Genomic DNA, 24,474 nt, shown 5'->3' on the forward strand with positions numbered 1-24,474 from the left:
TAGTAAAATAGACTTTATTTGCTAGAAAGGTGGAGGGACATGCGCTGGCTTTTTCGTTTGATAGGGGCTTTCTTTTCTTTTGTGTGGCGTTTGTTTTGGCGCCTGGTTTGGATAGTTGTACTCTTATGTGCTCTTGCTTTTGGATTTCTCTGGTATCTGAACGGGGATTTCCAAGGAGCGCTAAAGCAAGCAGAACGGTCAGTAAAAATTGGTCAACAAAGTATTGACCAATGGGAAAGAATAGGGCAACTGCCTAAGTTGAACCAGACAGATAGCCACCAACACTCTGAAGGAAGGTGGCCGCAGGCTTCTGCTCGTATTTACTTGGATCCCCAGATGGATTCACGCTTTCAAGAAGCTTATGTAGAAGCAATCCAGAATTGGAATCAAACTGATGCTTTTAACTTTGAAATTGTGACTGAGTCCAGCAAGGCGGATATCTTGGCTACGGAGATGAACGATGGAAGCACTCCTGTGGCAGGAGAGGCGGAAAGTCAAACTAATCTCTTGACGGGTCAATTCTTGTCTGTAACGGTGCGTCTGAATCATTATTATTTGTCCAATCCAGACTATGGCTATTCCTATGAGCGCATTGTCCATACGGCAGAACATGAGTTGGGGCATGCGATTGGCTTGGACCATACAGATGAGAAGTCTGTGATGCAACCAGCAGGTTCTTTTTATGGTATCCAGGAAGAGGATGTTGAAAGACTTCGAAAATTATATGAGACCAATGAGTAGGGGACTATCTTTCCCTACTTTTTTGCTATAATGGAATTATGAACAACTTGATTAAATCAAAACTAGAGCTCTTGCCGACCAGCCCTGGTTGCTACATTCACAAGGATAAAAACGGCACCATTATCTATGTAGGAAAGGCTAAAAATCTGCGTAACCGCGTGCGGTCTTATTTCCGTGGGAGTCACGATACCAAGACAGAAGCCTTGGTGTCTGAAATTGTGGATTTTGAATTTATCGTTACGGAGTCTAATATTGAGGCACTTCTCCTAGAAATCAACCTAATCAAGGAAAACAAGCCCAAGTACAATATCATGCTCAAGGATGATAAGTTCTATCCCTTCATCAAAATTACCAATGAGCGCTATCCTCGCTTGATTATCACCCGACAGGTCAAAAAGGACGGAGCTCTCTACTTTGGACCTTATCCAGATGTGGGAGCAGCCAATGAAATCAAGAGGTTGCTAGATCGGATTTTTCCTTTTCGTAAGTGTACAAACCCACCGTCTAAGGTCTGTTTTTACTACCATATCGGTCAATGTATGGCCCATACCATCTGTAAGAAGGATGAGGCCTACTTCAAGTCTATGGCTCAGGAGGTTTCTGATTTTCTGAAAGGGCAGGATGATCAAATTATCGATGACCTCAAGGGCAAGATGGCAAGTGCTGCCCAGACTATGGAATTTGAACGTGCGGCGGAATACCGTGACCTAATTCAGGCCATTGGAACGCTTCGAACCAAGCAGCGGGTCATGGCTAAGGATCTCCAAAATCGGGATGTCTTTGGCTACTATGTCGATAAGGGCTGGATGTGTGTTCAGGTTTTCTTTGTTCGTCAGGGCAAGTTAATTGAACGTGACGTCAATCTTTTTCCCTATTACAATGATCCGGATGAGGATTTTCTAACCTATGTGGGACAATTCTATCAAGAAAAATCTCACTTGGTTCCCAATGAGGTATTGATTCCACAGGATATTGACGAAGAAGCTGTCAGGGCCTTGGTGGATGCCAAGATTGTCAAACCCCAGCGTGGTGAGAAAAAACAACTGGTCAATTTGGCTATAAAGAATGCTCGAGTCAGCCTAGAGCAGAAATTCAACCTGCTAGAGAAATCTGTCGAGAAGACCCAAGGAGCTATTGAAAATCTAGGACGCTTGCTTCAAATCCCAACCCCAGTTCGCATCGAGTCCTTCGATAACTCCAACATCATGGGGACCAGTCCTGTTTCAGCCATGGTAGTCTTTATCAACGGAAAACCTAGTAAGAAGGATTATCGTAAATATAAAATCAAGACCGTAGTCGGGCCAGACGACTATGCCAGTATGCGAGAAGTCATTCGGAGGCGCTATGGTCGAGTACAGCGTGACGGTTTGACTCCCCCAGATTTGATTGTCATCGATGGGGGACAAGGTCAAGTCAATATCGCTAAGCTAGTCATCCAAGAGGAACTGGGTTTGGATATTCCCATTGCAGGTTTGCAAAAGAATGATAAGCACCAAACCCATGAATTGCTCTTTGGAGATCCGCTTGAGGTGGTGGAGTTATCTCGTAATTCTCAGGAATTTTTCCTCCTCCAACGCATTCAAGATGAGGTCCACCGCTTTGCCATCACCTTCCACCGCCAACTGCGCTCCAAAAATTCTTTTTCATCACAACTGGATGGCATTGACGGTCTGGGGCCTAAACGTAAGCAAAATCTCATGAAGCATTTCAAGTCTTTGACCAAAATCAAGGAAGCCAGTGTGGATGAGATTGTCGAAGTTGGAGTACCTAGAGCGGTTGCAGAGGCTGTGCAAAGAAAGTTGAACCCGCAGGAAGAAGAGGAATTAGCTCAAGTGGCGGAAGAAAGAGTTGATTATCAAATAGAAGGAGAACACAATGAATCATAAAATCGCAATTTTATCAGATATTCATGGCAATACAACTGCCCTAGAAGCAGTGATTGCAGATGCTAAAAACCAAGGAGTCAGTGAATACTGGCTTCTGGGAGATATTTTTCTTCCCGGTCCCGGTGCGAATGACTTGGTCGCCCTGCTAAAGGACCTTCCTATCACAGCCAGTGTTCGAGGCAATTGGGATGATCATGTCCTTGAGGCCTTGGATGGCGAATATGGTTTGGAACATCCGAAAGAAATCCAGTCAATGCGCATGACCCAGTTTTTGATGGAGCGAATGGATCCTGCAACGATTGTCTGGCTACGAAGCTTGCCTTTGCTGGAAAAGAAAGAAGTTGAGGGACTACGCTTTTCTATCTCTCATAATTTACCTGACAAAAACTATGGTGGGGATCTACTGGTTGGGAATGATACAGAAAAATTTGACCAACTGCTAGATGAGGAAACGGACGTAGCAGTCTATGGTCATGTCCACAAGCAGTTGCTTCGTTACGGCAGTCAAGGGCAACAAATCATCAATCCAGGGTCGATTGGCATGCCCTATTTTAATTGGGATGCGTTAAAAAATCACCGTGCCCAGTATGCCGTGATAGAAGTTGAAGATGGGGAATTGGTAAATATCCTATTTCGTAAAGTCGCTTATGATTATGAAGCGGAGTTAGAATTGGCCAAGTCCAAGGGCCTTCCTTTTATTGAAATGTATGAAGAGCTACGTCGTGAAGATAACTATCAGGGGCACAATCTGGAATTATTAGCCAGCTTAATAGAAAAGCATGGGTATGTAGAAGATGTGAAGAAATTTTTTGATTTTTTGTAAGAGTTCCCTAAGATAACCAATGCAAACTAAAAACGATTGGACCAGCCAATCGTTTTTATCATGTCTTATTGTAACTGAGATTTATCTGGGAGATAAGAGCCACCTAGATAGGTATTGCTGAGTTTTTCGAGTGTTCCGTCTTGGTAGAGTTCTTTAAGTGCTTTATCAAATTGCTCTTTAAACTCTTTCTGGTCGCTTGAGAAAACGATATAGTTGCTGGGGCTATCGGCAGAAAGCAAGTCAACCACAGAAAGGTCTAAGCCACGGTCCTTGATAATCTTTTGAACAGATACTTTGTCAAAAACTAGGAAATCAAACTCTCCGTTAGCAAGGTCTAGGATTCGTTTACCGATATCTTCGCCAGAAAAATCGATAGTAGCAGGATTATCAGTGTGTTTCTGATTCCAGTTATTGATGAATTGAGCGTTTGAAGTTCCAGTATCCTCTTGAGTTGTTTTGCCAGCGATTTGGTCAAGTGAAGTTAGAGGATTTTTCTTGTTGCTGACAAGGACGAGGGGATTATTCGAGATTGGAAGTGAGTAGAGGTATTTTTCAGCACGCTCTTTTGTATAACTCAAGTTATTGGCTGCAGCCTGATAGTGACCAGAATCAAGTCCTGGGAAGATACTTTCCCAAGCAGTTCTTTGGAATTGAATCTCGTAGTCGCTGAGTTTTTCATCCACTGCCTTTAGGACTTCAATATCGAAGCCTGTCAGATTACCCTTGTCTTCGTAGTCAAATGGCGGCACATCGCCGGCTGTAGCAACGACGATTGTCTTTTGAGCGCTAGTCTCTTTGGGTGTAGCTTGATTCCCACAGGCAACCAAAAATGGTAGGATAGCTAGTAATAGGCTAAATTTTTTCATAATGTCTCCATTCAAATGTAAAGTACTTGCTAGTTTATCAGAAACTTTCCTGATAAACCAATATATATCTTTTATGTCTGTGATAGAAAAAACTTAATCATGAAAAATCTCTGCAAGCTCTTTCAAAATATGGTAGAATGGAAGCAGTAGAATTAGAAAAGGAAATCGATTATGAAATTTCTTGAATTAAATAAAAAACGTCATGCGACTAAGCATTTCACTGATAAGCCAGTTGATCCAAAAGATGTGCGTACGGCTATCGAAATTGCAACCTTGGCTCCAAGCGCCCACAACAGCCAGCCTTGGAAATTTGTGGTGGTACGTGAGAAAAATGCCGAACTAGCAAAATTGGCTTACGGTTCAAACTTTGAACAGGTATCATCAGCGCCTGTAACTATTGCCTTGTTTACAGACACAGATTTGGCTAAACGTGCCCGCAAGATTGCCCGTGTCGGTGGCGCAAAGAATTTCTCAGAAGAACAACTTCAATATTTCATGAAGAACTTGCCTACGGAATTTGCCCGTTACAATGAACAACAAGTCAGCGACTACCTAGCCCTCAATGCAGGTTTGGTTGCTATGAACTTGGTTCTGGCTCTTACAGACCAAGGAATCGGATCAAATTTGATCCTTGGATTTGACAAATCAAAAGTCAATGAGGTTTTGGAAATTGAAGACCGTTTCCGCCCAGAACTCTTGATCACAGTGGGTTACACAGACGAAAAATTGGAACCAAGCTACCGCTTGCCAGTAGATGAAATCATCGAGAAAAGATAGAAAGAAGAAAAAATGACAGTAATTGATTTTACAGCAGAAGTAGAAAAACGCAAAGAAGACCTCTTGGCTGACTTGTTTAGCCTTTTGGAAATCAACTCAGAACGTGATGATAGCAAGGTTGATGCTGAGCATCCATTTGGACCTGGTCCAGTAAAAGCCTTGGAAAAATTCCTTGAAATAGCAGATCGTGATGGCTACCCAACTAAAAATGTTGACAACTACGCAGGACATTTTGAATTTGGTGATGGAGAAGAAGTTCTCGGAATCTTTGCCCACATGGATGTGGTGCCAGCTGGTAGCGGTTGGGACACAGACCCTTACACACCAACTATCAAAGATGGTCGCCTTTATGCGCGTGGGGCTTCGGACGACAAGGGGCCTACAACAGCTTGTTACTATGGTTTGAAAATCATCAAAGAATTGGGCCTTCCAACTTCTAAGAAAGTTCGCTTTATTGTTGGAACAGACGAAGAATCAGGCTGGGCAGACATGGACTACTACTTTGAGCACGTAGGACTTGCCAAACCAGACTTCGGTTTCTCTCCAGACGCTGAATTCCCTATCATCAATGGTGAAAAAGGAAATATCACGGAATACCTTCACTTTGCAGGTGAAAATGCAGGTGGTGCCCGTCTTCACAGCTTCACAGGTGGTTTACGTGAAAACATGGTTCCTGAATCAGCAACAGCAGTTATTTCAGGTGATTTAGCTGACTTGCAAGCTAAACTAGATGCCTTTGTTGCAGAACACAAACTTAGAGGAGAACTCCAAGAAGAAAACGGTCAATACAAGGTGACCATCATTGGTAAATCAGCCCACGGTGCTATGCCTGCTTCAGGTGTCAATGGTGCGACTTACCTAGCCCTCTTCCTTAACCAGTTTGACTTTGCTGGTCCAGCTAAAGACTACCTTGACATCGCTGGTAAAATTCTCTTGAACGACCATGAGGGTGAAAATCTCAAGATTGCTCATGTGGATGAAAAGATGGGTGCTCTTTCTATGAATGCCGGTGTCTTCCGCTTCGATGAAACAAGTGCTGACAATACCATTGCCCTTAACATCCGCTATCCAAAAGGAACAAGTCCAGAGCAAATCAAGTCAATCCTTGAAAACTTGCCAGTTGCTTCTGTTAGCCTTTCTGAACATGGTCACACGCCTCACTATGTGCCAATGGAAGATCCACTTGTGCAAACCTTGTTGAATGTCTATGAAAAACAAACTGGACTTAAAGGTCACGAGCAAGTTATCGGTGGTGGAACCTTTGGTCGCTTGCTCGAACGCGGAGTTGCCTACGGTGCCATGTTCCCAGACTCAATTGACACCATGCACCAAGCTAATGAATTTATCGCCTTGGATGATCTCTTCCGAGCAGCAGCAATCTATGCCGAAGCTATTTACGAATTGATCAAATAAAACGATAGAAGTCTGAGATCTTATGCTTAGACTTCTTTTTGGAGGGAAAGTAGATGTCTCAAATCGAAAGAATCAAACAGGCTATCATGTCAGATTCACAGAATGCCAGCTATACAGAGCGTGGCATTGAACCTCTCTTTGCAGCGCCAAAGACTGCTCGCATCAATATCATCGGTCAGGCACCGGGACTTAAAACCCAAGAAGCAGGCCTTTATTGGAAGGATAAGAGTGGTGACCGCTTGCGTGACTGGCTAGGTGTGGATGAAGATACCTTTTACAATTCAGGTTATTTTGCTGTCTTGCCCATGGATTTTTACTTTCCAGGGCATGGTAAGTCAGGTGACCTGCCACCGAGAACTGGGTTTGCAGAAAAATGGCATCCACAGCTCTTGCAAGAATTACCAGACATCCAATTGACCCTCTTGATTGGCCAGTATGCCCAAGCCTACTATTTACAAGAGAAAATCAGTGGCAAGGTGACAGAACGGGTAAAACATTACCAGAACTACTTGCCAGAGTATTTTCCTTTAGTTCACCCCTCACCTCGAAATCAAATCTGGATGGCCAAAAATCCATGGTTTGAGTCGGAAGTGGTGCCAGATTTGAAAAAAAGAATTAAAACCATTTTATAGTCAATGAAAATCAAAGAGCAAACTAGGAAGCTAGCCGCAAGCTGCTCAAAGTACAGCTTTGAGGTTGCAGATAAAACTGACGAAGTCAGTAACTATACGCACGGTAAGGCGACGCTGACGTGGTTTGAAGAGATTTTCGAAGAGTATTAGGAGAAAAAGAATGAAAGAAATAACCTTTGACGCATTTTACCAGCTTTACCAAAACGACCAACTTTCTCTAGTGGACGTGAGAGAAGTGGATGAGTTTGAAGCTCTTCACTTAGAAGGAGCCCACAACCTGCCACTTAGTCAATTGGCTGATACCTATGATCGGTTGGATAAGGACCAGTTACATTATGTTATTTGTAAATCTGGAATGAGATCGGCGCGTGCTTGCCAATTCCTATCAGAACAAGGTTATGAGGTTATCAATGTACAAGGTGGTATGACTGCCTTTGAAGAACTCTAAACGTAAGAATTTTCTCCTGCTTGGTGTGGACTGGGTAGGAGAATTTTATTTTTAGACAATTCTCATTTTTAAGAATCTTGAAAACATTCAATATTTACTTCGTGAAGCTTTTTTCATACTCCTATTCATGATATACTAGGTCAGTATTTTATAAATATGAAGGAGATTTACATGGCTAAAAAAGGTGCCCTAACAGGTTTACTCCTGTTTGGAATATTTTTTGGTGCGGGGAACTTGATTTTTCCGCCTTCTCTAGGTGCCCTATCTGGAGAACATTTTCTTCCTGCCATCGCAGGTTTTGTCTTTTCAGGCGTCGGTATCGCCGTCTTGACTCTTATTATTGGAACGCTAAATCCTAAAGGATATATCTACGAGATTTCAACAAAGATAGCGCCTTGGTTTGCGACTCTTTACCTCTCGGTTCTTTATTTGTCAATCGGTCCATTCTTTGCTATCCCACGTACTGCTACAACAGCTTACGAAGTAGGGATTAGCCCCCTTTTGTCGGATGCAAATAAAGGTCTTGGCTTGATTGTCTTTACGGTTCTTTACTTTGCAGCAGCATATTTGATTTCGCTTAATCCATCTAAAATCTTGGACCGTATCGGTCGTGTTTTAACACCAGTCTTTGCAATCTTGATTGTCATCTTGGTTGTTCTAGGAGCTTTCAAATACGGTGGAACAAGTCCTCAAGCTGCTTCAGCTGCTTATCAAGCTTCTGCCTTTGGGACAGGATTCCTAGAAGGTTACAATACCTTGGATGCTCTTGCTTCAGTTGCCTTTAGCGTAATCGCAGTTCAAACCTTGAAACAACTTGGATTTTCAAGTAAGAAAGAATACATTTCAACTATTTGGGTGGTTGGTATCGTTGTAGCCCTTGCCTTCAGCGCTCTTTACATCGGTTTAGGTTTCCTTGGAAATCATTTCCCGGTACCAGCTGAGGCGATGAAGGGTGGAACACCAGGTGTTTACATCTTGTCACAAGCCACTCAAGAAATCTTTGGCTCAACAGCTCAACTCTTCCTTGCAGCTATGGTTACCGTAACCTGCTTCACAACGACTGTTGGTTTGATTGTGTCTACAGCTGAGTTCTTTAATGAACGCTTCCCACAAATCAGCTACAAGGTTTATGCGACAGCCTTTACCTTGATTGGCTTTGCCATTGCCAATTTGGGTCTTGATGCGATTATCAAGTACTCAATTCCAGTATTGGTTATTTTGTACCCAATCACGATTGCCATCGTTATGATTGTCATTGTCAACAAATTTGTGGCTCTTTCAAAACCGGGTATGCAGTTGACAATTGCTGTTGTTACAGCTATTGCCATTGCAAGCGTACTAGGAAGCTCGTTTAAGGTTGAGTTTCTTGCAAATCTTGTCAAGGCTCTTCCTTTTGCCAAGGCCTCTCTTCCATGGTTGGTGCCAGCCATCGTTGGAATCTTGCTATCATTGGTTCTACCAAACAAGCAAGAAAGTGATGTTTTTGAAATGGAATAATCACTAATACTCTTCGAAAATCTCTTCAAACCGCGTCAACGTCGCCTTGTCGTACTCAAGTACAGCCTGCGGCTAGTTTCCTAGTTTGCTCTTTGATTTTCATTGAGTATAAAATCACTTTTGTAGCCAAGTCTACAGGAGTGATTTTCTTTTTTTATCCGATGATAAATGTGTTATAATAGGTAGCAAAAGAGGTGAAGAAATGAATCAAACAGTAGAATATATCAAAGAACTGACAGCCATTGCGTCGCCAACGGGCTTCACTCGGGAGATTTCGGACTATTTAGTCAAGACTATAGAAGGTTTTGGTTACCAGCCGGTTCGCACAGCTAAGGGTGGTGTCAATGTGACCATTAAAGGTCAAAATGATGAAGAGCATCGCTATGTGACTGCCCATGTGGATACGCTGGGGGCCATTGTCCGTGCTGTCAAACCAGACGGCCGTCTCAAACTAGATCGTATCGGTGGTTTTCCTTGGAACATGATTGAAGGTGAAAACTGTACTGTTCACGTAGCTAGCACAGGTCATAAGGTATCCGGAACCATCCTCATCCACCAAACTTCTTGCCATGTCTACAAGGATGCAGGAACTGCAGAACGCACGCAAGACAATATGGAAGTGCGTTTGGACGCCAAAGTAACTAGTGAAAAAGAAACTCGTGCCTTGGGGATTGAAGTTGGTGATTTCATCAGCTTTGATCCACGAACCGTCGTGACAGAGACAGGTTTTATCAAGTCTCGTCATTTGGACGATAAGGTTAGCGCAGCGATTTTGCTTAATCTGCTTCGTATTTATAAGGAAGAGAAGATTGAGTTGCCAGTAACAACCCATTTTGCTTTCTCAGTCTTTGAAGAAGTGGGGCACGGTGCTAACTCTAATATTCCTGCTCAGGTAGTCGAATATCTGGCTGTGGATATGGGAGCTATGGGAGATGACCAGCAAACAGATGAGTACACAGTGTCTATCTGTGTCAAGGATGCTTCAGGGCCTTATCACTATGATTTCCGTCAACACTTGGTGACCTTGGCGAAAGAGCAAGATATTCCATTCAAGTTGGATATCTATCCATTTTATGGATCGGACGCTTCAGCGGCCATGTCCGCAGGGGCAGAGGTCAAACACGCCCTCCTTGGCGCGGGTATCGAGTCTAGTCATTCTTATGAGCGTACTCATATTGATTCAGTTGTCGCGACGGAGCGTATGGTTGATGCCTATCTTAAGAGCGCACTGGTAGACTAATATGTGCCTTATTTGTCAGAGAATTGAGCTCATCAAGAAGGGAGAAAATCCCTATTTTGTCAAAGAGTTGGAAACAGGCTATCTTGTGATTGGAGACCACCAGTATTTTGCAGGCTATAGTCTCTTTCTAGCCAAGGAACACGTCAGCGAATTGCACCATTTGAAAAAGGAGACAAGACTCCGTTTTCTAGAAGAAATGAGTTTAGTCCAAGAGGCAGTTGCCAAGGCCTTTGCTGCTGAGAAAATGAATATCGAACTGCTAGGAAATGGCGATGCCCATCTTCACTGGCATCTGTTTCCTAGACGAAGAGGTGATATGAAGGGTCACGGTCTCAAAGGGCGTGGGCCAGTCTGGTGGGTTCCCTTTGAAGAAATGACAGCAGAAATCTGCCAATCAAAACCTGATGAGATTAAAAGATTAGTCGAATGTTTATCATCAGAAGTAGATAAACTATTAGAAATAAAGGAGTAAAGATGAAAAAAAGATACCTAGTCTTGACAGCCTTGCTAGCCTTGAGTCTAGCAGCTTGTTCACAAGAAAAAGCAAAAAATGAAGATGGCGCAGCTAAGACAGAACAAACAGCTAAAGCTGATGGAGCAGTCGGCAGTAAATCTCAGGGAGCTGCCCAGAAAAAAGCAGAAGTGGTTAACAAAGGAGACTACTACAGCATCCAAGGGAAATACGATGAAATCATCGTAGCCAACAAACACTATCCATTGTCTAAAGACTATAATCCAGGGGAAAATCCAAAAGCCAAGGCAGAGTTGGTCAAACTCATCAAAGCTATGCAAGAGGCAGGTTTCCCCATTAGCGACCATTACAGTGGCTTTAGAAGTTATGAAACTCAGACCAAGCTCTATCAAGATTATGTCAATCAAGATGGGAAAGAAGCTGCTGACCGTTATTCTGCCCGTCCTGGCTATAGCGAGCACCAGACAGGCTTGGCTTTTGATGTGATTGGGACAAATGGTGATTTGGTGACAGAAGAAAAAGCGGCCCAATGGCTCTTGGACCATGCGGCTGATTATGGCTTTGTTGTCCGTTATCTCAAAGGCAAGGAAAAGGAAACAGGCTATATGGCTGAAGAATGGCACCTTCGTTATGTCGGAAAAGAAGCAAAAGAAATAGCTGCAAGTGGTCTCAGTTTGGAAGAGTATTACGGCTTTGAAGGCGGAGATTACGTCGATTAATACTCTTCGAAAATCNNTTCCTAGTTTGCTCTTTGATTTTCATTGAGTATAAAAAATAAACTTTTCCCTTGCAATTCCAGATAAATAGTGTATAATAGATAGGTATGTAAAAAGCATACTTGTGGGAGGTAAAAATCTCTAATTACCGCCAAAACCACAAAGGAGGATTTAAAAATGGCTAAAAAAGTCGAAAAACTTGTAAAATTGCAAATCCCTGCTGGTAAAGCTACACCAGCTCCACCGGTTGGACCTGCTCTTGGTCAAGCTGGTATCAACATCATGGGATTCACAAAAGAGTTCAACGCTCGTACAGCTGACCAAGCTGGTATGATCATTCCAGTTGTTATCTCAGTTTACGAAGATAAATCATTTACTTTCATCACTAAAACACCACCAGCTGCTGTTCTTTTGAAAAAAGCTGCAGGTGTTGAAAAAGGATCAGGTACACCTAACAAAACTAAAGTTGCTACAGTTACTCGTGCACAAGTACAAGAAATTGCAGAAACTAAGATGCCAGATTTGAACGCAGCAAACGTAGAGTCTGCAATGCGTATGATCGAAGGTACTGCTCGTTCTATGGGATTCACTGTTGTTGACTAATCAATAACACAGTAGAAAATCTCACAGCAGTCTATTAGTTGCTTTTCATACTAGGCAAGTGACTGAAGCTTGTACTTGGGTACAGCAAGGGAGCTTAACGAAGTAGGAAAAGAAAAATAATAGACTGAAAACCCGCAAGACTTCATCATTTCGAGGAGTGACGTGGGAGATGAAAATCGATTGAACCACTTACAAGGAGAATAGAAAATGGCTAAAAAAAGCAAACAACTTCGTGCTGCTCTTGAGAAAATCGACAGCACAAAAGCATACAGCGTAGAAGAAGCTGTAGCACTTGCAAAAGAAACTAACTTTGCAAAATTTGACGCAACTGTAGAAGTTGCTTACAACTTGAACATCGACGTTAAAAAAGCTGATCAACAAATCCGTGGAGCAATGGTATTGCCAAACGGTACTGGTAAAACTTCACGCGTTCTTGTTTTCGCACGTGGTACAAAAGCTGAAGAAGCAAAAGCTGCTGGTGCAGACTTTGTTGGTGAAGATGACCTTGTTGCTAAAATCAATGACGGTTGGTTGGACTTCGACGTAGTTATCGCTACACCTGACATGATGGCTCTTGTTGGACGTCTTGGACGTGTCCTTGGACCACGTAACTTGATGCCAAACCCTAAAACTGGTACTGTAACAATGGATGTTGCTAAAGCAGTTGAAGAGTCTAAAGGTGGTAAAATCACTTACCGTGCTGACCGTGCAGGTAACGTTCAAGCAATCATCGGTAAAGTATCATTTGAAGCTGAAAAATTGGTTGAAAACTTCAAAGCTTTCAACGAAACAATTCAAAAAGCAAAACCAGCTACAGCTAAAGGAACTTACGTAACAAACTTGACTATCACAACTACTCAAGGTGTTGGTATCAAAGTTGACGTAAACTCACTTTAATCAGTAGTTAAAGTAATGTAAAAAAGTTGAAGACGCTATGTCTCAACTTTTTTTGATTTCAAAATATCTTCTTGTAAGGTAAATTTAAGTTACTGCTGTTATTCTTAGGGTCACGTGTTTCAATACAATACTCTTTAAGCGTATTTAAATTGCTTTTATACCAAAGCATTGATCATCGTTAATGAAAAATAGAAAGATCTCTAATAAAATTAAAAAACACTCATTCAAACTCAATAATTATCAGTTATAATACTTGACTGCTATAAATTTAAATGTTATAATCAGTTAAAGTGTTTACAATCATATAGCAATCTTTTTTAAGATGTTCTTCTCTTAATATTACTAAAAAATTTAAGGGGGGGGCTTTTTATTTGCCTTAATGCTTTAAATCAACACGAATAAAATAAATCAAGGAGGTTGAATCTCATGAAGAGAGGTCAACAAGATTTTAGAACTGAAAGATACCTTCGGTATGGTATTCGTAAGTATAGTTTTGGGGCAGCATCAGTGGCAATTGCGGCTGGTCTGATGTTTCTTGGAGCTGGTGCGGTATCAGCAACAGAAGTAGAAGGAGGTAATGAAACATCTTCAACAACGGCTCCAACACCGACCATAGGCGATGAAGGTGCTAATCAAGGTGCTAACTCATCTAAACCCACTACTTATGATGCAGAGCCAGTCCTAACTAGGGACGCTAGTGAAGATACTGCCTCATCCCAAGCTAGCGATGAGAATACCGAAGCAGCGGCAACTAGCTCCTCTACAGAAACAGTTGCAGATAAGACGGAACTACAATCGAAAATTTTGACCTTACGTACTGCAATCCAGTCGGCTACTAAGGGGACAGACAGTCTAGCTCTTGACTTTGCTAATCAAACATTGACAAGTGCGCAAGCAGTTTTAGAAGCTAAACCAAGTCAAGAAGAGGTCGCTCAGCAAGTTCAAGCGCTAACAAATGCTATTACTGTAATCGCAGAGGCGTCTAGTCAAGCACAAGCTAATCAAGTCGATACAGCAGAAACAAATCAATCATCTGAAAAAGTAGAGTTAGAAAAGCGAGTGTCAGAGGCGGATGTAACCAATCGTTTAGCAAATAGTTTTTTGGAAAAAGAAGCAAATGATTCAAGCCTTTCTGAAGATGTCAAGAGTGCTATTAGAGCTGCCATAGCCAGCAATGCTGCTAAAATTACAGAAGCAAAGGCTGCTTTAGCAAATGGTGATGCGAGTGCTCAAGCCCTTAACCAATCGATGGCAGAATTACAGTCCTCTATTGAAGCTGTCTATGTTACTCTCCGTAAAGCAGGCAAAGAAGAGTTTTCAGTTTCCCTGGACGATGCAGCTCCTGCTGGTGGTGTCATTGTACAACCAAATGCCAAAGATTATATATCCATTCCGCAGGGGGATGGCACTTATAAGATAGTTTCAACAGCTACAACAGAAGCTTCTGCAACAGGTAAGGATATCTATACCTTTGGTGCAACTGCCGCTACAAGAGGAGATGTCTCAACCGATAGAATCAGTGGAGATATTACGACTCTGGAAGCAGTTGTTTATTCTCACCAACGGACAGGTACCGATATGAATCCTGGTAACTCAGGTCAAGGAAATAATAATAAAGGTCGAGTGGATTTTCCTCTAACCAAGGAACAAGCAGAAGCCTTGGCTGCAGAAGCTCCCCTCTGGAAAGGAAAACTCCGTGCAGATGGATCAACAATTTCAACAGGTAATAATGTAGTTTATGGTGGGGGAGGAGGCTATGAATACCTTGCAACCCACATCTATCACTATGTCTATGAGCAAGGTACTGACCGTGTCTATATCGAAAAGATCAAGGGACGATTTAGTGTGACAGAGAAAGCAGCCACAGCTGGCTGGGAGGTTTCAAAGGTAGAGCCGACAAACTTACCAACAGGTTTAACCTATAATGCAGCTACAGATACTATTCAGGGGAAGATTGTGACAGATGGTCTGGCAAATGGGGTATATGATACGCGGATGTATGTGACCTATACCAATAAACAGACCAATGCTACTGTACGTGCAGTGTACCGAAATCTTCGTGGGGGTTGGATTGGTTGGCAAGATACAACTCCACCAAACATTGGAACCAATGAAGAGGTCTTTGAAGGAAAGGTTGGTAAAAGTAGCTTTACCAATGAACAAGGTCACTCTACAAATAGTATTGATATCCGCTACTCAGATACTTCAGGTTCTCGTGCTATGTCTGGCGGTGCTAATGTTAGCTATACGCTAGCAGATGGGACGAATGTTACAGTCCGTAATCAATACGGACCAAGTACTACAGGAATCTCGGGTAATATTGTGACAGCTACTGGAACAGCTCGTGCCGTGGATACAGAGATTCCGGGATTGACCTATGCACTAGATGGTAGTAAACCCTTAACTAGTCCTGACGGTGTGACTACGGGTTATACAGGGAAGGCCTTGATTAGTGGGACTCCAACGGAAGCTGGTATTTATTATGTTACAGCCTATGCTAAGGACTGGAACCAGCCAACAGGTGCAAATGGTTGGACAACCCAGGGGCAAGAAACCCATGCAGGTATCACAGTTAAGGTAGCACCGAAAATTGATGTCCTCAACATTGCTGCATATGGAACAGAAGTCCCAGTGACTATCTCTAAAGGAGCTACCTATGCCAAGGTGACCATGCCTGATGGAAGTGTCACAGCACTTGAAAATAGAGAAGGCAAGTGGTATGTTGCTGCGGAGGGAACTACAAATACAGCAGTGACAGCTGGTGAATTAGTCGGAACAGTTGGTGAACAATTTAAATTAAAAGTTACAAGTGAAATGACAGCAACAGCTGGTGTAAATAAGATATCTGTTTATGCTAAAACAGAAGCTGTTACAGCATCCTTGATGCGTTCATCTGTCACACTCCAAGATAATGATAACTCGTCACATGTTGCAACCTTGAATAAAACAAGTGGACGTTGGGAACTTCCAGCTGAATATGCTACTGTTAGAACTGATCACGGAGATGGTACTTATGATGTAACGAATAGAGAAGTTTACACCTCTGTGCAAACGGATGGCTCTATCAAGTTCTATATTTATGCCTATAACCGTAGTTATGATGCTACAGGAAAGGTTACAGCAGTTAATGATGTGACTCGTAAAGAAACAGTCTATGCGAGAGAAAATACCTTAGCTACAACAGTGGGGAATGGAACCTATGTAACCGTTTCTTACGATAAGGCTACGAACACATGGTCGTCATCGGATCAGTCAGTAGTGACAGCTACAAAGACAGATGCTGGTCATTGGGAAGTATCTACTTCATCAGGATTTTCTGGTGTGGTTAAGGCTACTACAGCAGAATCAACGGATGAAGCTACGATTATCAATAGAAAACCAACCGTTACTTCGACTTCTTATACAGCTAAGATGAATACAACTGTAGACTTAGTAGACCGTAGTCTGGATGGAGTAAGTACGGTGACAACTGATGCCCACGTGACAGTTGCTGATGCAGAGGATGATTCACTTCCATCTACAAGTGATGCTGAGAAAACTTTCAAGACTAGCCACAATACCAAGATAACAACTATTAGAGTGACTGATCCAAATGGTGGGTTGGTTGCATCTTACACAAAGACTGGTGATGCTCATAATTACCCAGATGCAACAAGCTTAAAATTGACAGAAGTTGGTGTTTATACGGTTACAGTAGATGTTATGGATAGTAATACTAACCTAGTCGATGAGACAAACGTGGGTGAAACAACAGAGGGTACAGATCATGGTGCAAACACATCCACAGCAAGTACGGTCTACACTATTACTGTGACTCTTCTGGATATAGAGGGTCAACCTACGAAATCATTGGCTATTCAAGGACGTCCACAAACAGGTGACCCAACATTTGAGTTTAAAACAGATGTCGAAACTGAGAAAGAGATTGATCAGGGAGCAAAACTCTATAGCCTTGAAGGAGCGATAGATGGCTCTGTAACGGCTACAAAAGATGGTAAGACAATAGGTACTTACAAGATTGATAAAGATACAGGATTGGTCACTTTCATTCCTGAAAAAGACTTTACAGGGGAAGCACCAGCAGTTACAGTACGTTTGACAGTAACATTTGCTAATGATACTACTGGCAACCCACTCACTGCAACTGCGACAGCTACCTACACCCCAACAGTTATTCCAGTAACTCCAAGCTCTGAAGCTTCTAAGACAACTGGGCCGCAAGGACAAGCCCAGACTTCAGTTATTAAGTATGACACTGCAGATACAGACGCTAGCACTGTGAACTTTACTAAAGGTAGTGCTCTGGTTGAAACTGTTGAGAAGTCTGTCGATCTAGATAAAGGAACGGTAACGCTTCTTGATGCCAATGGAACAGAAACTACAACTGTCACAGTGGCCAATCAAGGTACCTACAGTCTAAACAAAGACACCAACACCATCACCTTCCAACCTCTTTCAAGCTTTGTAGGCAAGGCGACTCCAGTAACAGTTCAAGTGAAGGATGACAACGGAACAGCGACAACAACGACTTACACTCCAACGGTAACAGCTGTGACCATGACATCTGAAGATGCTACATCGACTGGTATTCAAGGGGCTACTCAAAGTGGAACTCCAGAATTTGAAACATCAGATCCATCAATAACGATTGCAACACGTCAGTTGCTTGATCCATCAACGATGCAACCAACTACTAGTGTTACAATTCCAGGTGAGGGAACGTACACAATTGAACCAACAACAGGTCTTGTGACCTTCGTACCAGATCCATCATATAAAAAGAAGGGAACAGGTGTTACTGTTCAAGCAACGGACTCAAATGGTGAAGCCTCAACCGCTACCTACACTCCGACAGTTACTCCAGTTTCTCTAACGTCGACTGATGTGACATCGAAAGATATTCAAGGGGCAGAACAAGAAGGAACTCCAACCTTTGCCTTGTCAGATGGAGCAGAAGCAACAACGACTATTACAGGCTATAAACTTGTGGATCCAACTACAGGTCAAGCGACAGATGAAACATCTGTAGTTGTTCAATCAGTTGGTACGTATACAATTGATTCAACGACAGGTAAAGTAACCTTCCAACCAGATGGTGCGTATAAGGGGACACCAGATGCCATCAAAGTTGAAGCAACTGCGACTGTTAAAAATGCCAAGAATGAAACTGCAAGTATTACGAAAGAAGCTACCTACACCCCAACAGTTATTCCAGTAACTCCAAGCTCTGAAGCTTCTAAGACAACTGGGCCGCAAGGACAAGCCCAGACTTCAGTTATTAAGTATGATACTGCAGATACAGACGCTAGCACTGTGAACTTTACTAAAGGTAGTGCTATGGTTGAAACTGTTGAGAAGTCTGTTGAGCTAGATAAAGGAACGGTAACGCTTCTTGATGCCAATGGAGCAGAAACTACAACTGTCACAGTGGCAGATCAAGGTACCTACAGTCTAAACAAAGACACCAACACTATCACCTTCCAACCTCTTTCAAGTTTCGTAGGAAAGGCAACTCCAGTAACGGTTCAAGTGAAAGATGCCAACGGAACAATTACAACAACGACTTACACTCCAACGGTAACAGCTGTAACTCCAACAGGTGCTTCATCGGTTACTGAAGGAGCTCGTGGAACTATTCAAACATCTCCTGTAGTATTTGATACGCCAGATCAAGATAATACAACAGTAAACTTTAATAAAGGCCATGAAAAAGTTGAGCTTGATAAATCTACTCTGACATTAGTTGATAAAACTGGTAAAGAAGTGAAAGAAGTTACAGTTCCAGGAGAAGGAACATATGTACTTAAGGATGGAGTCGTTGAATTTACACCAGAAAAAGATTTTGTAGGCAAGGCAACTCCAGTAACAGTTCAAGTGAAAGACGTCAATGGTAAGGTGGTTTCTGAAACTTATACTCCAACTGTGCGTCCTGTAACGGAGTTTAAAGATACAGATGGGAATGTTGTTTCAGGAAGTACTACAGAAGATGGCAAAGTTGATAAGAAGGACTTCCCAGGCTATAGATTTGTTGAAACTAAAGTTGATGACAAGGGTAATACTACTCATATCTATGAAAAAGTAACAACAACATTCAAGGATAAGGAAGGCAATCTTATTACTGTTGATAAAGACAACAACCCTGTGAAATCAACAGAAGAAGGAGAAACTCCGGCTAAAACGATTCCAGGTTATAAATTCGTAGAGACTAAGAAACTTCCAAACGGAGATATCGAACACATCTACGAAAAAGTAACAACTTCATTCAAAGATAAAGACGGAAACGAGATTCCAAACTATCCAAGTGAGCCAGGTACAGTAGATAAGAAAGATATTCCAGAATACAGATTCGTAGAGACTAAGAAATTACCAAATGGTGATACTGAACATATCTACGAAAAAGTAAGTACCTTCTTCAAAGATAAAGAAGGCAAAGAGATTCCAAACTATCCAAGTGAGCCAGGTACAGTCGATAAGAAAGACATCCCAGGCTACCGCTTCGTAGAGACTAAGAAACTGTCAAATGGAGATACTGTTCATGTTTATGAAAAAGTAACACCACCAGCTCCAACACCTTCACCTGTTCCTCAACCAAATCCAGGTAAGCAAAATACAACTACTTGGACTGATGAGAATGGAAATCCATTGAAACCAACTGAGCCAGGTTCTAAAGAACCGGGAACAATTCCAGGTTACGAATATGTGAAGACTGTGACAGATTCAAATGGAAATATCAGACATATCTTCCGTAAAGTTGAGATGCCAACTCCAACACCGGTTGAACCGACTCAACCAGCACAACCGGTAGAGCCAGCTAAACCTCAAATGCCAGCAACACCTAAATATGTTGATGGTCAAAAAGAATTACCTAACACAGGTACAGAAGCTAATGCTAGTCTAGCTGCACTTGGACTCCTTGGAGCTTTGAGTGGATTTGGATTTCTTGCTCGCAAGAAAAAAGAAGACTAATCTTTCTAATGGGTATAATTTGTTTGCAATGAACAGATTGTCCTTAATGAGGATGGGCAAAAACTTCATTTCAGGATAAAATGAAGTAAATATTCCCACAATAAAACGCATAGTATCAAGTTTTTCAAGACCTGATATTATGCGTTTTTAATTTTAAAGACTTTTTTCAGTCTCACTTATTGTATAGTGAAATGAGATAAAAAATGGACAAATTGATTGGGGGATTTAAACCAATTTCTAACAATGTTTTAGAAAACTCGGCGGACTATTCCAGATTCAATCAACTATAATGTTAAAAGTTATTGGGCCTGTAGAGGTTCCACAATCTCGTCATTTTGAGTCTAAAAAGAGAATGGTTTCCATGCTGTGATTGCTGCTCTCTACAAACGTGAGCTTGTGCATGAGTCGAACGTTGGGGAGCTCCTCGATATGTTAGAGGATTGGGAGTTTTAAAAAATCCTTGTTTATGTTTTTTTATATGCAATTGATTTACAGTAGATAAAAAGACTGAGGGATTACTTCTCAGTCTTGGATATGTTGAAAGAGGTGGTCGAGTTGGTTTAGGTAGTCGGTGCGTGAGTTGATAATTCTCAGGATATGGACTTCTTTTTCATGAATGAGGTAAAAGAGTAGGTATTGTTTAGAGACAATCATTCTGAGAGTATTTCCTGGATAGAGGGAGTATCCGATTTTATGGTCAAAGTTAATACCGCCCTCTGGTGAGAAGGTGAGTAGGTTGGTAATTTGTTGTAGACGAGTGATGACTTTCTTGGCTATGTTTTCACTGAACTCTGTGGAGTAGTAGATGAAAATATCGTCCAAGTCTTGTCTGGCTTGTTCTGTAAAGCGTACTTTATAGTCCATACTTTGAAAAGACCTCGTCTGTGTCGTAGAGACGCTCCTCGATGATGTCTTGGTAGCCTTTATCTAGTTCTGCTTTGAGTTCGCCTAGGAAGATTTCTGCTTTGAGTTGGTCGGCTGTTTTAATTGGGAGACCTCTTTCAAGGACGATTTGTTCTACAAAGAGGTTGAGGGCATCTGAAAGGCTGATGTTTTGGCTTTCTAGGATGGTTTTTGCTTCTTCAAATAGTTGAGTATTGACGCGGAAGTTATAAACTCGGTCTCGTGTAAGTGTTGACATGGCATTTCTCCTTGTAATGATATGGTATAACACATATCTTACATAAAAAGATAGAGAAAGTCAAGGGCTGTTTTAGTAGGGAAGGGTGGAAGGGTGGTAATTTAAACTATTAAACAGAATTTTTGATTAAAAGTATTATTTTATGAGAGAAATCCTAATTTCACAATCCATAGGCAAACGCTTGCATTTCGTTTTTTATTGGACTATAATAGGTTGGTATAAAGCCTTTTGTAATAATAAAATGTAGAAGGTGTAGAAAGTAAGGATTTAGATTACTTGTATTGGAAAATACAATGTTGCAATTCCTTACCATAGGGAGATAGATATGGCAATGATAGAAGTGGAACATCTTCAGAAAAATTTTGTGAAGACTGTTAAGGAACCGGGTTTGAAGGGGGCATTACGTTCCTTTATTCATCCTGAAAAGCAGACCTTTGAAGCGGTCAAGGATTTAACCTTTGAGGTCCCAAAGGGGCAAATTTTAGGTTTTATCGGGGCCAATGGTGCTGGGAAGTCAACAACAATCAAAATGCTGACAGGGATTTTAAAACCGACATCTGGTTTTTGTCGGATTAACGGCAAGATTCCCCAGGACAATCGTCAAGATTATGTCAAAGATATTGGCGTAGTTTTTGGACAACGCACCCAGCTATGGTGGGATTTGGCCCTGCAAGAGACCTACACGGTCTTAAAAGAGATTTACGATGTGCCAGATTCGCTCTTCCATAAGCGCATGGATTTTTTGAATGAAGTCTTGGATTTGAAGGACTTTATCAAGGATCCCGTGCGGACTCTTTCACTGGGTCAACGGATGCGGGCGGATATTGCGGCTTCCTTACTTCACAATCCCAAGGTTCTCTTTTTAGATGAGCCGACCATTGGTTTGGACGTTTCGGTCAAGGATAACATTCGTCGCGCCATTACCCAGATCAATCAGGAGGAAGAGACTACCATTCTCTTGACCACTCACGACCTGAGCGACATTGAGCAACTTTGTGATCGGATTTTTATGATAGACAAGGGGCAGGAGATTTTTGATGGAACGGTGAGCCAACTCAAGGAAACCTTTGGCAAGATGAAGACGCTCTCATTTGAACTGCTACCAGGTCAAAGTCATCTCCTTTCTCACTATGAAGGTCTGCCTGATATGATTATTGATAGACAGGGGAGTAGCCTCAACATTGAATTCGATAGTTCTCGCTACCAGTCAGCTGACATTATCAAGCAAACTCTGTCTGATTTTGAAATTCGCGATTTGAAGATGGTGGATACAGATATTGAAGATATTATCCGTCGCTTCTACCGAAAGGAGCTCTAAGATGGTCAAATTGTGGAGACGTTATAAACCCTTTATCAATGCAGGGGTTCAGGAGTTGATCACCTATCGAGTCAACTTTATTCTTTATCGGATTGGGGATGTCATGGGGGCTTTTGTGGCCTTTTATCTCTGGAAGGCAGTCTTTGATTCCTCCCAGGAGTCTTTGATTCAGGGCTTTAGTATGGCAGATATCACCCTCTACATCATCATGAGTTTTGTGACAAATCTTCTGACTAGGTCAGATTCGTCCTTTATGATCGGGGAGGAGGTCAAGGATGGTTCCATTATCATGCGATTGTTGAGACCAGTGCATTTTGCGGCCTCTTACCTTTTCACCGAGCTTGGATCCAAGTGGTTGATTTTTATCAGCGTTGGCCTTCCATTTTTAAGTGTCATTGTTTTAATGAAAATCATATCTGGTCAAGGCATTGTAGAGGTGTTGGGTTTAACTGTCCTTTATCTCTTTAGCTTAACGCTAGCTTACCTAATCAACTTTTTCTTTAATATCTGCTTTGGATTTTCTGCCTTTGTGTTTAAAAATCTATGGGGTTCCAATCTACTTAAGACTTCCATAGTGGCTTTTATGTCTGGAAGTTTGATTCCCTTGGCTTTCTTTCCAAAGGTTGTTGCAGATATTCTGTCCTTCTTGCCTTTCTCATCTTTGATCTACACTCCGGTCATGATCATTGTTGGGAAATACGATGCTAATCAGATGCTTCAGGCACTCCTTTTGCAGTTCTTCTGGCTCTTAGTGATGGTGGGCTTGTCTCAGTTGATTTGGAAACGAGTCCAGTCATTCATTACCATTCAGGGAGGTTAGTATGAAAAAATATCAACGCATGCATCTGATTTTTATCAGACAATACATCAAACAAATTATGGAATACAAGGTGGATTTTGTGGTTGGTGTGCTGGGAGTTTTCTTGACTCAAGGCTTGAATCTCTTGTTTCTCAATGTCATCTTTCAACACATCCCATCCCTAGAAGGTTGGACCTTTCAAGAAATTGCCTTTATCTATGGTTTTTCCTTGATTCCAAAGGGACTGGACCATCTCTTTTTTGACAATCTATGGGCACTGGGACAGCGCTTGGTGCGAAAAGGAGAGTTTGACAAGTATCTGACTCGTCCTATCAATCCTCTCTTCCATATTTTAGTTGAGACCTTTCAGATTGATGCCTTGGGCGAACTTTTGGTCGGTGGTATCCTACTGGGAACAACAGTGACTAGCATTGATTGGACTCTTCCAAAATTCCTGATTTTCCTAGTCTGCATTCCTTTTGCGACTTTGATTTATACTTCTCTTAAAATCGCGACAGCTAGTATCGCTTTTTGGACCAAACAGTCAGGCGCCATGATTTACATCTTCTATATGTTCAATGATTTTGCCAAGTATCCCATTTCTATTTACAATTCTCTTCTTCGGTGGTTAATCAGTTTTATTGTACCTTTTGCCTTTACGGCCTACTATCCTGCCAGCTATTTCTTGCAGGACAAGGATGTAATCTTTAACATCGGAGGTTTGATGTTGATTTCCCTCGCTTTCTTTGTCATTTCCCTTAAACTCTGGGACAGGGGCTTGGATTCTTATGAAAGTGCTGGGTCCTAAGATGAAGAAACTCAAAGCCTTGTCTTAGGACAGGCTTTTTCTAATAGAGATGAAAATTCCTTGACATCTATTCTCAGAGTGCTATACTGTAAGTGTAATAGCCGATTTAGCTCAGTTGGTAGAGCAAGGCACTCGTAAAGCCTAGGTCACAGGTTCGATCCCTGCAATCGGCAAAGTGAAGAAGCTCATTCTACTGGGTTTCTTTTTTCTTAATTATTTGAACCATTTAGACCGAGATAAAGACCAGATAGACAAAAGAGCTTGTTCTTGAAACTAACCTCTGCTATAATGATTTTTGTAAGGGACGTGAGTATTCATACTCTTCGAAAATCTCTTCAAACAACGTCAGCTTCACCTTGCCGTATATATGTTACTGACTTCGTCAGTTCTATCCACAACCTCAAAGCAGTGCTTTGAGCTGACTTCGTCAG

20 protein-coding genes and 1 tRNA gene are annotated in these 24,474 nt (G+C 41.9%); 18 read left to right on the plus strand and 3 right to left on the minus strand.

What is annotated here, in order from left to right; all coding sequences use genetic code 11:
• Positions 1–39 precede the first annotated feature (39 nt).
• The 3 genes from HT696_RS03605 to HT696_RS03615 are packed head-to-tail and all read left to right on the plus strand — an operon-like array spanning position 40 to position 3,450.
• Positions 40–741: a M57 family metalloprotease gene (locus HT696_RS03605; protein WP_164176765.1), complete on the plus strand. Its 702-nt coding sequence runs from the start codon at positions 40–42 to the stop codon at positions 739–741.
• Between the two features lie 38 nt (positions 742–779).
• Complete coding sequence (uvrC, locus tag HT696_RS03610; RefSeq protein WP_173283026.1) at positions 780–2,627, plus strand: excinuclease ABC subunit UvrC; 1,848 nt, start codon at positions 780–782, stop codon at positions 2,625–2,627.
• Positions 2,617–3,450, plus strand: coding sequence for a metallophosphoesterase family protein (locus HT696_RS03615; protein WP_173283027.1), 834 nt, complete (start codon positions 2,617–2,619; stop codon positions 3,448–3,450). Before uvrC ends, HT696_RS03615 begins: the two co-directional genes overlap by 11 nt.
• Positions 3,451–3,515: 65 nt before the next feature.
• Here the strand turns inward: HT696_RS03615 and HT696_RS03620 are convergent, their stop codons facing one another.
• Entirely contained in the window at positions 3,516–4,316 is an 801-nt protein-coding gene (locus tag HT696_RS03620) for an amino acid ABC transporter substrate-binding protein (RefSeq protein WP_173283028.1), read from the minus strand.
• A gap of 171 nt (positions 4,317–4,487) precedes the next feature.
• On the opposite strand from HT696_RS03620, the gene HT696_RS03625 reads away from it, so the two are divergent.
• From HT696_RS03625 to HT696_RS03675, 11 genes are all read left to right on the plus strand, one after another.
• Positions 4,488–5,093, plus strand: a complete 606-nt coding sequence (locus HT696_RS03625) for a nitroreductase family protein (RefSeq protein ID WP_173283343.1) — start codon at positions 4,488–4,490, stop codon at positions 5,091–5,093.
• 12 nt (positions 5,094–5,105) lie between these two features.
• Positions 5,106–6,506, plus strand: coding sequence for a dipeptidase PepV (gene pepV, locus HT696_RS03630; protein ID WP_173262971.1), 1,401 nt, complete (start codon positions 5,106–5,108; stop codon positions 6,504–6,506).
• A 53-nt stretch (positions 6,507–6,559) separates the two neighbouring features.
• On the plus strand, positions 6,560–7,138 hold the full coding sequence (locus HT696_RS03635; RefSeq protein ID WP_173283030.1) for a uracil-DNA glycosylase family protein: 579 nt from the start codon (positions 6,560–6,562) through the stop codon (positions 7,136–7,138).
• Positions 7,139–7,298: 160 nt separating this feature from the next.
• Positions 7,299–7,586, plus strand: coding sequence for a rhodanese-like domain-containing protein (locus tag HT696_RS03640; RefSeq protein ID WP_173283032.1), 288 nt, complete (start codon positions 7,299–7,301; stop codon positions 7,584–7,586).
• A gap of 171 nt (positions 7,587–7,757) precedes the next feature.
• Entirely contained in the window at positions 7,758–9,083 is a 1,326-nt protein-coding gene (gene brnQ / locus HT696_RS03645) for a branched-chain amino acid transport system II carrier protein (protein WP_173283034.1), read from the plus strand.
• Positions 9,084–9,285: 202 nt separating this feature from the next.
• A complete protein-coding gene (locus tag HT696_RS03650) occupies positions 9,286–10,323 on the plus strand; it encodes a M42 family metallopeptidase (protein ID WP_001077208.1) in 1,038 nt (345 codons plus the stop codon).
• 1 nt (position 10,324) lies between these two features.
• On the plus strand, positions 10,325–10,795 hold the full coding sequence (locus HT696_RS03655) for an HIT family protein (protein WP_000335614.1): 471 nt from the start codon (positions 10,325–10,327) through the stop codon (positions 10,793–10,795).
• 2 nt (positions 10,796–10,797) lie between these two features.
• Complete coding sequence (ldcB, locus tag HT696_RS03660; protein WP_173283344.1) at positions 10,798–11,514, plus strand: LD-carboxypeptidase LdcB/DacB; 717 nt, start codon at positions 10,798–10,800, stop codon at positions 11,512–11,514.
• Between the two features lie 174 nt (positions 11,515–11,688).
• Positions 11,689–12,114: a 50S ribosomal protein L11 gene (gene rplK / locus HT696_RS03665; protein WP_001085807.1), complete on the plus strand. Its 426-nt coding sequence runs from the start codon at positions 11,689–11,691 to the stop codon at positions 12,112–12,114.
• A gap of 207 nt (positions 12,115–12,321) precedes the next feature.
• Positions 12,322–13,011 carry a 50S ribosomal protein L1 gene (gene rplA, locus HT696_RS03670; protein WP_173283345.1) on the plus strand — a complete coding sequence of 230 codons (690 nt, stop codon included), beginning with the start codon at positions 12,322–12,324 and terminating at the stop codon, positions 13,009–13,011.
• A gap of 426 nt (positions 13,012–13,437) precedes the next feature.
• Entirely contained in the window at positions 13,438–19,977 is a 6,540-nt protein-coding gene (locus tag HT696_RS03675; RefSeq protein ID WP_173283346.1) for a YSIRK-type signal peptide-containing protein, read from the plus strand.
• 522 nt (positions 19,978–20,499) lie between these two features.
• Here the strand turns inward: HT696_RS03675 and HT696_RS03680 are convergent.
• Positions 20,500–20,841, minus strand: a complete 342-nt coding sequence (locus HT696_RS03680; protein WP_164226856.1) for a type II toxin-antitoxin system RelE/ParE family toxin — start codon at positions 20,839–20,841, stop codon at positions 20,500–20,502.
• The gene (locus tag HT696_RS03685; RefSeq protein WP_173270312.1) at positions 20,831–21,118 is read right to left on the minus strand and encodes a type II toxin-antitoxin system RelB/DinJ family antitoxin; all 288 of its coding nucleotides are present in this window, start codon (positions 21,116–21,118) and stop codon (positions 20,831–20,833) included. Before HT696_RS03685 ends, HT696_RS03680 begins: the two co-directional genes overlap by 11 nt.
• 325 nt (positions 21,119–21,443) lie before the next feature.
• On the opposite strand from HT696_RS03685, the gene HT696_RS03690 reads away from it, so the two are divergent.
• The 4 genes from HT696_RS03690 (at position 21,444) to HT696_RS03705 (ending at position 24,216) form a co-directional block, all read left to right on the plus strand.
• Positions 21,444–22,436, plus strand: a complete 993-nt coding sequence (locus tag HT696_RS03690; RefSeq protein WP_173249981.1) for an ATP-binding cassette domain-containing protein — start codon at positions 21,444–21,446, stop codon at positions 22,434–22,436.
• Between the two features lies 1 nt (position 22,437).
• Positions 22,438–23,256, plus strand: a complete 819-nt coding sequence (locus HT696_RS03695; RefSeq protein ID WP_173283037.1) for an ABC-2 family transporter protein — start codon at positions 22,438–22,440, stop codon at positions 23,254–23,256.
• Position 23,257: 1 nt separating this feature from the next.
• Positions 23,258–24,043 carry an ABC transporter permease gene (locus HT696_RS03700; RefSeq protein ID WP_173283347.1) on the plus strand — a complete coding sequence of 262 codons (786 nt, stop codon included), beginning with the start codon at positions 23,258–23,260 and terminating at the stop codon, positions 24,041–24,043.
• Between the two features lie 100 nt (positions 24,044–24,143).
• Positions 24,144–24,216: transfer RNA gene (locus tag HT696_RS03705), tRNA-Thr, on the plus strand.
• Positions 24,217–24,474: the final 258 nt, after the last annotated feature.

It is taken from the genome of Streptococcus sp. 9903, from assembly GCF_013276625.1.
Taxonomy (GTDB): Bacteria; Bacillota; Bacilli; order Lactobacillales; family Streptococcaceae; genus Streptococcus.